The 12769-nt window shown below is 68.7% G+C and carries 7 protein-coding genes; 3 read left to right on the top strand and 4 right to left on the bottom strand.

Annotated elements, in window-relative coordinates; translation table 11 throughout:
- Positions 1 to 4 precede the first annotated feature (4 nt).
- Together treS and ACYVF6_RS30225 are read right to left on the bottom strand one after the other, a co-directional pair.
- The gene (treS, locus tag ACYVF6_RS30230) at positions 5 to 1708 is read right to left on the bottom strand and encodes a maltose alpha-D-glucosyltransferase (protein WP_460526025.1); all 1704 of its coding nucleotides are present in this window, start codon (positions 1706 to 1708) and stop codon (positions 5 to 7) included.
- Positions 1705 to 3798 (bottom strand): alpha-1,4-glucan--maltose-1-phosphate maltosyltransferase, encoded by a 2094-nt coding sequence (locus ACYVF6_RS30225; RefSeq protein ID WP_460526024.1) that lies wholly within the window; start codon positions 3796 to 3798, stop codon positions 1705 to 1707. The genes treS and ACYVF6_RS30225 overlap by 4 nt, the downstream gene beginning before the upstream one ends.
- A 305-nt stretch (positions 3799 to 4103) precedes the next feature.
- Here ACYVF6_RS30225 and glgP point away from each other — a divergent pair, with 305 nt between their 5' ends.
- Together glgP and ACYVF6_RS30215 are read left to right on the top strand one after the other, a co-directional pair.
- A complete protein-coding gene (gene glgP / locus ACYVF6_RS30220) occupies positions 4104 to 6695 on the top strand; it encodes an alpha-glucan family phosphorylase (RefSeq protein ID WP_460526023.1) in 2592 nt (863 codons plus the stop codon).
- Positions 6696 to 6768: 73 nt separating this feature from the next.
- The gene (locus ACYVF6_RS30215) at positions 6769 to 7353 is read left to right on the top strand and encodes a hypothetical protein (protein ID WP_460526022.1); all 585 of its coding nucleotides are present in this window, start codon (positions 6769 to 6771) and stop codon (positions 7351 to 7353) included.
- A gap of 45 nt (positions 7354 to 7398) precedes the next feature.
- Here ACYVF6_RS30215 and ACYVF6_RS30210 read toward each other — a convergent pair whose 3' ends face one another.
- A complete protein-coding gene (locus ACYVF6_RS30210) occupies positions 7399 to 9009 on the bottom strand; it encodes an MFS transporter (RefSeq protein ID WP_460526021.1) in 1611 nt (536 codons plus the stop codon).
- A gap of 77 nt (positions 9010 to 9086) precedes the next feature.
- The gene (locus ACYVF6_RS30205; RefSeq protein ID WP_460526020.1) at positions 9087 to 9506 is read right to left on the bottom strand and encodes an RbsD/FucU family protein; all 420 of its coding nucleotides are present in this window, start codon (positions 9504 to 9506) and stop codon (positions 9087 to 9089) included.
- Between the two features lie 774 nt (positions 9507 to 10280).
- On the opposite strand from ACYVF6_RS30205, the gene ACYVF6_RS30200 reads away from it, so the two are divergent.
- On the top strand, positions 10281 to 12761 hold the full coding sequence (locus ACYVF6_RS30200; protein WP_460526019.1) for a GH116 family glycosyl-hydrolase: 2481 nt from the start codon (positions 10281 to 10283) through the stop codon (positions 12759 to 12761).
- Positions 12762 to 12769 lie beyond the last annotated feature (8 nt).

Below are 12769 nucleotides of genomic sequence, written 5' to 3'. Positions count from 1 at the left end.
CGGCTCAGGTAAGTTCGGGTTGCGGTTGCGGCAGCCGGAACCAGTAGAAGCCGTGCCCGCCGAGCGTCAGCAGGTAAGGCAGCTCACCGACGCGTGGGAATCGCACGCCACCAAGCAGTTCGATCGGTTCGACTCCCTCCCAGCGTCGTAGGTCGAGCTCCACCGGCTGTGGGAACCGCGAGAGGTTGTTGACGCAGAGCACAATGTCATCACCGAGCTCGCGGACGAACGACAGCACGCTCGGGTTGCTGCCACCCATGTCGGTGAACGCCCCCGCACCGAAGGCTGGGTTCTGCTTGCGAACCCAGATCATCCGGCGGACCCAGTGCAGCAGCGATGAGCTGTTCTGCAGCTGAGCCTCGACGTTCACTGCCTGATAACCGTAGATCGAGTCCATAATCACAGGCAAGGAAAGTCGCCCAGGATCGGCCTTGGAGAATCCCGCGTTGCGGTCAGGCGTCCATTGCATCGGCGTACGAACCGCGTCGCGGTCTCCGAGCCAGATGTTGTCGCCCATGCCGATCTCGTCGCCGTAGTAGAGGATCGGCGAGCCCGGCAGCGACAGCAGTAGCGCGGTGAACAGCTCCATCTGGTTCTGGTCGTTGTCGAGCAGCGGCGCCAGCCGGCGGCGGATGCCGATATTGGCCTTCATCCGCGGGTCGCGGGCGTACTCCGACCACATGTAGTCGCGGTCCTCGTCGGTGACCATCTCGAGCGTGAGCTCGTCGTGGTTGCGCAGGAAGATGCCCCACTGGCAGGTGTCGGGAATCTTCGGGGTCTGCGCCAGGATCTCCGAGATCGGGTAACGCGACTCCCGGCGGACCGCCATGAAGATGCGCGGCATGACCGGGAAGTGGAACGCCATCTGGCACTCGTCGCCACCGATGCCGATGTCGCCGAAGTACTCGACCACGTCGGCCGGCCACTGGTTGGCCTCGCACAGCAGCAGCGTGTTGGGGTAGTCCTTGTCGACCTCTTTGCGGATCCGCTTGAGGAACTCGTGCGTCTCCGGGAGGTTCTCGCAGTTGGTGCCCTCCCTCTCGAAGAGGTAGGGCACGGCATCCAGCCGGAAGCCGTCGATGCCGAGGTCAAGCCAGAACCGCAGCGCCTCGAGGATGGCCTCCTGGACGTGGAGGTTCTCGAAGTTGAGGTCGGGCTGGTGCGAGAAGAACCGGTGCCAGAAATACTGCTTGCGTACGGGGTCGTACGTCCAGTTGCTGGTCTCGGTGTCGACGAAGATGATCCGCGCGTCGGAGTAGGCCTCGTCGGTGTCCGCCCACACGTAGAAGTCGCCGAACGGACCCTCCGGGTCGCTCCGCGAAGCCTGGAACCAGGGATGCTGGTCCGAGGTGTGGTTCATGACGAAGTCGATGATGACGCGAAGGCCCCTGGCGTGCGCGGCCTCGACGAACGCTTTGAAGTCGTCGATGTCGCCGATGTCAGGAGCGACCTCGGTGTAGTCGGCCACGTCGTAGCCACCGTCGCGCAACGGCGAGACGAAGAACGGCGGCAGCCATACGCAGTCGATGCCGAGCCACTCGAGATAGTCGAGCTTGTCCTGCAGGCCCTTGAGGTCGCCGACGCCGTCGTTGCTGGAGTCGGCGAAGGAGCGAACCAGGACTTCGTAGAAGACGGCGTGCTTGTACCACTCTGGTTGGTCGAGCAGAGTGGAGAGCCGGCCGGTGCCGTCAGGAGGTTCGTCGGTCATGGTGTCCGTCTGATGGTGAGGATGTGGGCGGGTTCGACCGAGGGGTCGAGCCGTACGAAGTTGTGCTGTCCCCAGCTCCAGGTGGCGCCGGAGAGCTCGTCCTGGACGACGAACGTGTCGTGCCAGTCCATCCCCAGGTCGGGCATGGTGAGAGAAACGACCGACTCACGGGTCCCGTGGGGGTCAAGGTTTATGACGACGATGACTGTATCCGGGTTACCTTCAGGTTTCGCGCCGGTTACGGGCTCGTGTTTCGAGAAAACGAGCAACTGGTCATCGGGTACGTGGTGAAAGCGGAGGTTGCGCAACCGCTGGAGCGCCGGGTGACGGCGCCGGATCTCGTTCAGCCTGCGCAGATAGGGACCAAGCGACTCGCCGGCATGGGTGCCGCCGGGTTCGTATGCCGCCCAGTCTCGTGGCCGGTACTGATATTTCTCGGAATCGAGATACTCCTCGCTGCCGGGGCGAAGCGCCACGTGCTCGAAGAGCTCGTATCCGGAGTAGACCCCCCACGTAGGTGAGCTCATGGCAGCCACCACCGCACGAATCTTGAACGCGGCCGGACCGCCGTACTGGAGGTAGGCCGTGAGGATGTCCTGCGTGTTGACGAAGAAGTTCGGACGCAGGAACGCCGGTGTCTCGTTGGCGAGCTCGGTGAGGTAGGTCTCGAGCTCGTACTTGGTGTTGCGCCACGTGAAGTAGGTGTACGACTGGTGGAAGCCGACCTTCGCCAGCGTCCGCATCATCGCCGGCCGGGTGAACGCCTCCGACAGGAACAGCACGTCCGGGTCGGTCTCGCGGATCTCGGCGAGCAGCCACTGCCAGAACCGCACCGGCTTGGTGTGCGGGTTGTCGACCCGGAAGATCCGCACGCCCTGGGCGATCCAGTGCCGCATCACGCGCAGCACTTCGGCGTAGATCCCCTCGGGATCGTTGTCGAAGTTGAGGGGGTAGATGTCCTGGTACTTCTTCGGCGGGTTCTCGGCGTACGCGATCGTGCCGTCGGCCAGCGTCCTGAACCACTCCGGGTGCTCCTTGACCCACGGGTGGTCGGGCGAGGCCTGCAGCGCGATGTCCAGCGCGATCTCCAGCCCGAGGTCGCGGGCCTGGGCGACGAAGTCCCGGAAGTCCTCCAGCGTGCCGAGGTCGGGATGCACCGCGTCGTGACCGCCCTCGGGCGAGCCGATTCCCCACGGCGTGCCGGGGTCGTTCGGGCCGGCGTCCAGCGTGTTGTTCGGGCCCTTGCGGTTGGTGCGGCCGATCGGGTGGATCGGCGGGATGTAGACCACATCGAAGGCCATGTCCCGGATCGCCGGCAGGCGCTGCGCGGCGGTCTTGAACGTGCCGGAGACCCAGCGCTGCTCGGCCTCGTCGTAGTAGGCGCCTTCCGAGCGGGGGAAGAACTCGTACCAGCTGCCGTAGAGCGCCCGCTCGCGTTCGACTCGCAGCGGGTACGCCGGGGAGGTGCTGACCAGCTCACGCAGTGGATGCCGGGCGAGCAGCTCGCGTACGTCGGCGGCGGTCGCGGCGGCCAGCCGGACCTCGGCCGGACGCCGGGTGTCGCGCAGCGCGCGGAGCGTGTCGGCGATCAGCTCGCGACCGTGTGTGTGGTCGGCGGGCAGGTTGGCGGCGGCGCGTTCGAACAGCTGCTCGCCTTCGGTGAGCATCAGGTCGACGTCGACACCGGCCGGGATCTTGAGCTCGGCGGCGTGCCACCAGGTGCCGACCGGATCGCTCCAGGCCTCGACCTGGTACGTCCAGTCACCGGTCGCGGTCGGGCGGACGTCGGCCATCCAGCGGTCGGTGCCAGGGACCGGCATGTGCATCGGGATCCAGCCGAGGTCCTCGCCGTCGGGTCCTTTGACGACGACGTTGGCGCCGAGGGCGTCGTGGCCCTCGCGGAAGATCGTGGCCGAAACGGTGAAGTCCTCACCCGGCACGGCCTTGGCCGGGAACGTGCCGCAGTCGACAAGGGGCGCGACATCGAGGATCGGGATCCGGCCGAGGGCGTCCTTGGCGTGGAGGTCCTTGGGGCGACCCGCGGGCGTTGCGGCCGGTTGTTTCCTGCGTGCGTTCTTGGCGTCAGACATAGGCGTGGCGGTCCGAGCTTTCTGGGCTGGTTGTCGGCGGCGCTGCTGCACAGACGTGGAACCTATCCAGTGTGTTCCATCGATGTTTCCTCGGGGATACGCGGCGCGCAAAACTTCTTGCCTGGTTAGTTACGCCGAGGCGCCGGGACGAAACATTCGGGGCTGAAACATCCGGCCTGGTCCGGACCAGTGCCCCTGTTCGGGTGGGTAGATCCGGTACGGCGTTGAAAGACCTTGCTGGCGTTGCAAAGCTGTGACAGACCCCCGGCGTGTCCCGTTATCTGAGTCCAATAGCGTTTCTCTCCGTGCGTGCCATTCGTCGATTCACCGTCAGGCCGGTCCTGCCACCGCCGCTTGCTCCCTTGGGCGAGCTCGCGCTGAACTTGCGCTGGTCGTGGCATCCGCCGACCCAGGACCTCTTCGCCGCCGTCGACCCCGGGCTGTGGGAGCGGGTCGATCACGACCCGATCCGCCTGCTCGGCGCTGTCTCGGCCCGCCGGCTCAACGAGCTGGCCGACGACCCGGGTTTCGGTGAGCGGCTGCGGGCCGCCGCCGACGACCTGTCGGACTACCTCACCGCCGACCGGTGGTACCAAAGCCTCGGAGCGGACGTTCCGCGCCGGATCGCGTACTTCTCACCGGAGTACGGCCTGTCGAAGGTGCTGCCGCAGTACTCCGGTGGCCTCGGCATCCTCGCCGGTGACCACCTGAAGGCGGCCAGTGACCTCGGCGCGCCGCTGGTCGCGGTCGGGCTGCTCTACCGCCACGGCTACTTCATGCAGTCGCTGTCGCACGAGGCCTGGCAGCAGGAGCGCTACCCCCTGGTCGACCCCGACGCGATGCCGCTCACGCTGCTCCGTGAGAACGACGGCTCGCCGGCCAAGATCGTGGTCGGCCTGCCCGGCTCGCGCCGGCTGGTCGCGCAGATCTGGGTGGCGCAGGTCGGCCGGGTTCCGCTGCTGCTGCTCGACTCCGGCATCGAGGACAACGAGGGCGCCGAGCGCGACGTCACCGACCGTCTCTACGGCGGCGGCACCGAGCACCGGCTGCTGCAGGAGATGCTGCTCGGCATCGGCGGCGTCCGCGCGCTGCGGGTCTACAGCCGGCTGACCGGCGTGAGCGCACCCGAGGTGTTCCACACCAACGAGGGCCACGCCGGCTTCCTCGGTCTGGAGCGGATCCGCGAGTACGTCGAGGAGCACGGGCTCGACTTCGAGGCGGCGCAGGAGACCGCGCGGGCCGGCACGGTGTTCACCACCCACACGCCGGTGCCCGCCGGCATCGACCGGTTCGAGCGGGAGCTGATCGAGCAGTACTTCGGAGGCGACAACGCCTGCCCGGGCGTTCCGGTCGACCGGATCCTCGCGCTCGGCGCCGAAGACTACGAAGGCGGCGACCCGGCCGTGTTCAACATGGCCGTGATGGGTTTCCGGCTGGCGCAGCGCGCCAACGGTGTGTCGTCATTGCACGGCGCGGTGTCACGGGAGATGTTCGCCGGGCTGTGGCCGGGCTTCGACGTCTCCGAGGTGCCGATCGGCTCGATCACCAACGGTGTGCACGCGGCCACCTGGGTGGGCCGGGAGTTCCTGGAGCTGGAGGCGCGCGCCTCGGGCAACGACATCCCGGGCGACTGGGACGTCGCGGACCAGGTCGACGAGGCCGAGCTGTGGCGGATCAAGGCCGGGCTGCGCTCGCGGCTGGTCCAGGACGCCCGGCGCCGGCTGCGGGAGTCGTGCCGGACGCGTGGTGCGTCCGAGGCCGAGCTCGGGTGGATCGACGACGCGCTCGACCCCAACATCCTGACGATCGGCTTCGCGCGCCGGGTTCCGTCGTACAAGCGGCTGACGCTGATGCTCGCCGACCGTGACCGGCTGAAGGCGCTGCTGCTCGACGAGGAGCGGCCGATCCAGCTGGTGATCGCCGGCAAGTCGCACCCCGCCGACGACGGTGGCAAGAAGCTGATCCAGGAGATCGTCTGGTTCGCCGACGATCCCGAGGTGCGGCACCGCATCGTCTTCCTGCCCGACTACGACATGGGGCTGGCGCACCCGATGGTGACCGGCGTCGACGTCTGGCTCAACAACCCGCTGCGGCCGTACGAAGCGTGCGGCACGTCCGGGATGAAGGCCGCGCTGAACGGCGGGCTCAACCTCTCGATCCGCGACGGCTGGTGGGACGAGTGGTTCGACGGCGAGAACGGCTGGGCGATCCCGTCGGCCGAAGGCTCCGGCAACGCCGACCACCGCGACTGGCTCGAGGCCAACGCCCTCTACGACCTGCTCGAGGGCCAGGTCGTGCCGCGGTTCTACGACCGCGACGCCGACGGCCTGCCGCGCCGGTGGATGGAGATGGTGCGGCACACGCTGAAGTCGCTCGGGCCGAAGGTGCTGGCTTCGCGGATGTTCGCCGACTACGTCAACGAGCTGTACGGCCCGTCGTCGGTGTCGTCGCGGGCGCTCAACGACTCCTTCGACGGCGCCCGGGAACTGGCGGCGTGGAAGCAGCGCGTGCGTTCCGGATGGGAGGCCGTGCGGGTCGACCACCTGGAGTCGGCGGGCCTGTTCGACGGTGCCGAGCTCGGGAGCACGGTGTCGTTGCGGGTGTTCGTGAGCCTCGGCTCGCTGTCGCCCGACGACGTGACGGTGCAGGTTCTGCACGGCCGGGTCGACGAGTCCGACACCCTGCGCGAGCCGTCGGGCGTCGCCTTGCAGCCGGCGGAAGCGTACGAGGCGGGGCGGCACCGGTACGAGGGTGAGATCAAGCTCGACCGCACCGGACCGTTCGGCTACACCGTGCGCATCCTGCCCAACCACCCGGCTCTGGTCTCCGCGGCCGAGATGGGCCTGGTGGCCTGGCCACCCGACCACGAGGGCATGACCAACGGCGACCTGCGCTGAGGCCGTCGCGCCTGGAGATGGCAGCACCCTGCCATCTCCAGGGACGGCCCTGCGTCCCTCCTAGCCTGGACCGATGATCATCGGAGTCTGGGCGGGCGCCATCCTCGGTGTGATCATCGGCGGGTCGGTGGGCGCCTCGATCGGTTCCTGGAGCTGGGGACTGGTCGGCGCCTACGGCGGCCTGGCGTGCGGGGCGACCGTGATCGGTGGCGTGGTCGCCATGGCCACGGCGGGAAACGATCGCGAGCAGCGTGCCGAAGGTAGGGCAGGGCTGGTCTTCGGCAGCTTCGGCACCGTGGGCGCGTTCGTGGGCTACCGGGTGGGCACGGAGATCGAGCGCATGTCTCCCGTAGTGGGCTGCCTCCTTGGTCTGGCGCTCATGGGCGCCCTGGCCGCCATCTTCGTGGACCATCTTTTTCGTGAGCGTGACAAGCACGCCAGCGGTGGTGTCGCCCTTGCCCTCCTGCTGCTCCTCGCGGTTTCCGGCGCGGGTGGCGGTGCATGGATTGGCATGCTGGCCCACCACGCGATCTGGGTCGCGGTTGGTCTGGTGGCCGGCAGCCTGTTCGGAACGCTGATCGCACATGCCCTGAACGAGGGAGTCGAAGAGGCCGTCCGGGGCGGTCCGTACCGCGGTGGTCCGCCTTGCGGCTCCTAGATCGTCTAGGACATCGAAACCCGCCGTCGATGCGGGAAGCACGGGCTATGCGTCGACAGGACCGGGGGAGCGGTCGCCGGAGCCGATGGGGGCGGCTTCGAGGTGCGTGCGGGCGCCCGTGATCGGGCAGCCGATCGTTCCGGCGGCGTCGTAGCCCGGCCGCGGCCGGCTTCGTAGTCCGACCAGGCCGATCGCTCCCGCCGCGAAGGCCAGGCCCGAGGTGACGCCCATGCCGGAACGGAAGGCGTCCACCGCCGCGGTCGACAGGATCGGCGAGAGCTCCGCCCGTTCGGCCCCGCTGAGCTGACCTCGCGGAGTGCCGGAGAACGGGTGCTCGTGCGCCTGCTCGACGGCACCGGCCATGGCCGGGCCCAGATCCTTGCCCTCCAACGCACGGTCGAGTGACGCCGAGAACTGCAGTGAGATCAGCACGCCGATCACGGCGATCGCCGCCATGCTGCCCGTACGGGCGACCGCGTTGTTGATGCCCGAGGCGATGCCTGCCCGTGAGCCCGGCACCGCCGACATCACGCCAGCAGTGAGCGGCGCCACCAGCATCGCCAGGCCCAGGCCGTGGATCAGCGTCGACGGCAGGACCAGCGTGAACAGGTCGTCCGCGGAGTCGACGCGAAGCAGCAGGAGCATCCCCAGCCCGGCGACCAGCGAGCCGCCCGCGACGAACACCGTGCCGCCGAACCGGTCGGAGAGCGCGCCGAACCGCCCGGACAGCGCGAACAGCACGATGATCGGCACCGCGCTGACCACACCGGCGACGGCCGGGTGGTAGCCGAGGCCGTCCTGCAGGAACATCACGGTGTACGTGCCACACGCGATCAGCCCGCCGTACAGCACGAACGTCACGACGTTCAGCATCGTGAACCGGCGGATCCGGAACAGCGACAGCGGCAGCAACGGGCTGGCGGCCCGCCGTTCCCACCACCCGAACAGCACCAAGGCCGCGAGCCCGGCCACGAGCGCCGCGACCACCGGCGGGGAGCTCCAGCCGGCGTTCGAACCCTGGATCACGTAGAACACCGGTCCGCCGATCGCCACCACGGCGAGCAGCGCACCGCCGATGTCGACCCGGCCGGCGGACGCGCGTTCCTCCTGCCGCGGCGACGCGCGGTAGATCAGGAAGACCACGAGCGCGGCGAACGGCACCTGCACCCAGTAGATCGCCCGCCAGGACAGCGCGTCGATGAGCAACCCGCCCACCAGCGGTCCGGCGATCACCGACAGCCCGCTCCACGCCGACCACGACGCGATCGCCTTCGAGCGCTGCTCGCCCTCGTACGCCCGCGTCAACACGGCCAGGACGCTGGGCAGCAGCAGGGCCGCGGCCATCCCTTGCAGCAGGCGCCCGACCAGCAGCAGCGCGGGGTTGGGTGCGAGCGCGCACACGGTCACGGCCACCCCGGACGCCACGGCGCCCAGGCGGAAGACCCGCCACCGGCCGTAGAGATCGCCGAGCGCGCCGCCGACCAGCAGCAGACTCCCCAGCGCCAGCAGGAACCCGGCGACGATCCACTGCTGTACGGCCAGCCCGACCTCGAAGTCGTCGGCGATGGCCGGCAGCGCGGTGGTGGTCATCAGCCCGTCCATCCCCGTGAGCGAGGACGCCAGGACGCAGGCTATGAGTACGAGTCGGTGGCGCACCCAGCCATTGTCAGGTGGGCGGGCACGCCGGACAACGGGTTCGGCCGGCTTCGTCGCATCCGGCCAACGACTGCTTGCTAGACCGCGACGCCGATGGTCAGGAGCAGGTTGGCGTAGACCCGCTGCTCCCCGGTCGCGATCACGAGCGCGACGTCCTCGGTCTTGGCGGCGTCGTAGAAGCCGAACCGGTCGAGCGGCTCGATCGGAGTGCCGTCGGGCAGGAGGCGCTCGAACTCCGCGAAGATCTCCGGTGTGCCCAGCTCCTGCGGCGGCTGCATGACGGCCGCGGCCTCGATCGGGATCGCTTCGACCAGGGTCTCGAGCACCTCGGTCACGGTCAGCTTGCCGGGGGCGAGGTTCAGGAACACGTGCACCGCGTTCGGCCCGGCCGCGGTGGTGAACGGATAGTGCCCGTCCGCGATCAGGACCCGCGAGCCATGGCCGGCCGACGCCAGCGCGGCCAGGATCTCTGGGTGTATGAGCCCGTAGCGCAACATGTGCTTGCCCTTTCCAGCCGGTTCGGACCGAAACTATACGGGCGCCGAGCCGGAACACCTACCCGACCACGGCGTCGACGTCCCGCTGCAAACGGTCGAAGTTCAGCTCCGAGACCTTCGCGAGGGCGGGGTAGAGGTGGCTTCGCAACACCCTGCTGTACGCCGAGTACCACCGCGACCTGGGCCTTGACTCGGATCTCGCAAGGGACTTCCTGAGCTCGGCCGCGACCTGGTTGAGCTGCTCGCACGCTGGCGTCGAGACCTGGTTCGACGCAACGGGAGCTTGCGTACAGTCTCTCGGGCGGTACGACGACTCCCGCACCGGTGGGTTGCCGCCGAAGGTGAGCAGGTCGTCCTGGCTGCCGGTGCGTCGTACAACTGGTGATAGGCGAACGGCCAGTTGCGCAGGAAGACGGCTTTGCCTTCGCGGAACGCGAGTCGAGTTCGTTCCCACCGGCCGACCAGATGGCTTCGAGTGCGTTGACCAGACGCAGGAGCGCCACCGTGATGACGCCGACGGCCTTCCACCATTCGACGCCGGGCTGGGTTGCCCGCTCGTAAGCCGCCTCGAGCCCCGCCCAGGCGTCCGCGATCCGCCCGCCGCTCCTGATCGCCTCGCCACCCGTTTCGGCCATCGGCGCATCCTCCCCTGGCCGTAGCCTTCTCTGGCTGGGCCTCATGATAGGCCGGTATCGGACCCACTGGCAGGTCAATGCGGAATCGGCGCTATAGCGTGTGTACGACGTTGTAATCGCACAGCCACGGGAGATCCAGATGACAGGTGCCGACGCGTTCGAGTGGCCGGTGCTTCGAACTCACGACCAGGCGCACTCGCTGCGCGTCGCGATGCCGCTCGGTGGCATCGGGACGGGAACGATCAGTCTCGGTGGACGTGGTGACCTGCGCGACTGGGAGCCGGTCAACCGGCCGGCCAAGGGCTGGAACCCGAGGTGGAGCTGTTTCGCGATTCGCACGGCCACCCCGGACGGCGAGAGCGCGGCCCGGGCGCTCGAGGGCCCGATCGACCTCGTGCTGTACGAAGGCGCGCACGGCTCCGGCGTGCCCAACCACGGGTTGCCGCGCTTCCAGCGGTCGGAGTTCAGCGCCGCCTATCCGTTCGGCCAGGTCCACCTGGACGACGACGCCATGCCGGTCTCGGTGCGCCTGCAGGCGTTCAACCCACTCGTGCCCGCCGACGCGGACGCCAGCGGGATCCCGATCGCGATCCTGCGCTACGTCGTCACCAACCACAGCGACAGCGATCTCGACGTGTCGCTGGTCGGCAGCCTGCAGAACTTCGTCGGCACGGACGGCTCCGAGGGCAAACCGAACCGGAACCGCAACACCGCAAGGCGATCCGACGGCCTGACCGGCGTGTTCCTCGACTCCGAAGGCGTCGAGAGCACCGCCGAGCAGTGGGGCTCGCTGGCGCTGGCTGTGGTCGGCGAGAACGACGTCAGCATCCGGACGGCCTGGGCGGACGCCAGCTGGGGCGGTGAATTGCTCGACTTCTGGGACGACTTCACCGCCGACGGTCACGTCGACGAGCGGACGAGCGACGTCGACGCGCCGATGGCCTCCGTCGCCGCCAAGCGAACCTTGACAGCGGGAGAGACGACCGCGTTCACGTTCCTCATCGGCTGGCACTTCCCGAACCGGCAGAACTGGAACCGCGACGCCCTGGTCGGCAACTACTACACCACCCGTTACGACGACGCGTGGGACGTCCTGGCCGGCACCGCGCCGCGGCTGGCCGAGCTGGAGCACCGGACGCTGGCGTTCGTCAACGCCGTCGCGGGCAGCGATCTCCCCGTCGTGGTGAAGGAGTCCGCGCTCGCCAACCTCTCCACGCTGCGCACGCAGACCTGCTTCCGTACGCCCGACGGCCGCTTCTACGGCTGGGAAGGCTGCAGCGACGACGTGGGCTGCTGCCTCGGAAACTGCACCCACGTGTGGAACTACGAGCAGGCCACACCGTTCCTGTTCGGCGCGCTGGCTCGTTCGCTCCGCGAGGTGGAGTTCGCGCACGGCACGGCCGGCAACGGGCACATGAGCTTCCGTATCCAGCTGCCGCTCGACCGCGCCCTGTCCGAAGGCGTCGCCGCAGCCGACGGGCAGATGGGGTGTTTGGTCAAGCTGTACAGGGAATGGCGGCTGTCCGGCGACGACGAGATGGTGCGTTCGCTGTGGCCGAAGGCGAAACGGGCGATGGAGTTCGCCTGGATCCCCGGTGGCTGGGACGCCGACCAGGACGGCGTGATGGAGGGCTCGCAGCACAACACGATGGACGTGGAGTACTTCGGCCCCAACCCCGAGATCGGCGCCTGGTATCTCGCCGCGCTGCGAGCATGTGAGGAGATGGCGCGCTATCTCGGCGAGGACGACTTCGCCGGCAAGTGTGCCGATCTGTTCCGTCGAGGTAGCGAGTGGCTCGACGCGAACCTCTTCGACGGCGAGTACTACCGGCACGAGATCCGCCCGCCGGGCAGCGAGGACGCGATCGCGCCGGGGCTACGGCTGCCGGGCATCGGCGCGCGCGACCTGGTCAACCCGGAGCTGCAGATCGGCGACGGCTGCCTCGCCGACCAGCTCGTCGGGCAGAACCTCGCCCACCTGTCCGGCCTCGGGTACCTGCTGGACAAGGAGAAAGTCACCACGACGCTGCGCAGCATCCTGCGCCACAACCGGCGGGCCGGCATGGCCGGCCACTTCAACCCGATGCGCAGCTACGCGCTCGGCGACGAGACCGGACTGGTCGTCGCGGCCTACCCGCACGGCAACCGGCCCGAGCGCCCGTTCCCGTACTTCGACGAGGTGTGGACCGGGCTGGAGTACACCGCGGCGGTCGGCATGTTCTACGAAGGCCTGCTGGAGGAGGGCGAGAGCGTCTTCGCGGCGGCCCGGGACCGCTTCGACGGCCGGCGGCGCAACCCGTTCGACGAGGCCGAGTGCGGGCACCACTACGTCCGCGCGATGGCCAGCTGGGGCGCGATTCCCGCGCTGACGGGGTTCTCCTACGACGGCGTGACGGGCACGCTGACGTTCGCCGCGTCGGCCGAGCCGGTGACGTGGTTCTGGTCGAACGGTGACGCCTGGGGCACCTTCACACAGGGCGAGGACGGCGGCCGGATCGAGCTGACCGTGATCGAGGGCGAGTTGCGGGTCGATACGCTGAGCCTGCGGGGCGGCGGGACGCTCCGTGGTCAGAACCGGACGCTCGCGGCCGGCGAGTCCCTGACCGCGACCCTCGACTGAGGAAGCAG

This window comes from Flindersiella endophytica, assembly GCF_054779015.1.
This window is presented reverse-complemented; position numbering and strand designations above follow the sequence as displayed.

Excerpts from the sequence above, each read along its gene's own strand:
- treS (WP_460526025.1), bottom strand. The coding sequence starts at position 1,708 with ATGACCGACGAACCTCCTGACGGCACCGGCCGGCTCTCCACTCTGCTC.
- ACYVF6_RS30225 (WP_460526024.1), bottom strand. The coding sequence starts at position 3,798 with ATGTCTGACGCCAAGAACGCACGCAGGAAACAACCGGCCGCAACGCCC.
- ACYVF6_RS30215 (WP_460526022.1), top strand. The coding sequence starts at position 6,769 with ATGATCATCGGAGTCTGGGCGGGCGCCATCCTCGGTGTGATCATCGGC.
- ACYVF6_RS30205 (WP_460526020.1), bottom strand. The coding sequence starts at position 9,506 with ATGTTGCGCTACGGGCTCATACACCCAGAGATCCTGGCCGCGCTGGCG.
- ACYVF6_RS30200 (WP_460526019.1), top strand. The coding sequence starts at position 10,281 with ATGACAGGTGCCGACGCGTTCGAGTGGCCGGTGCTTCGAACTCACGAC.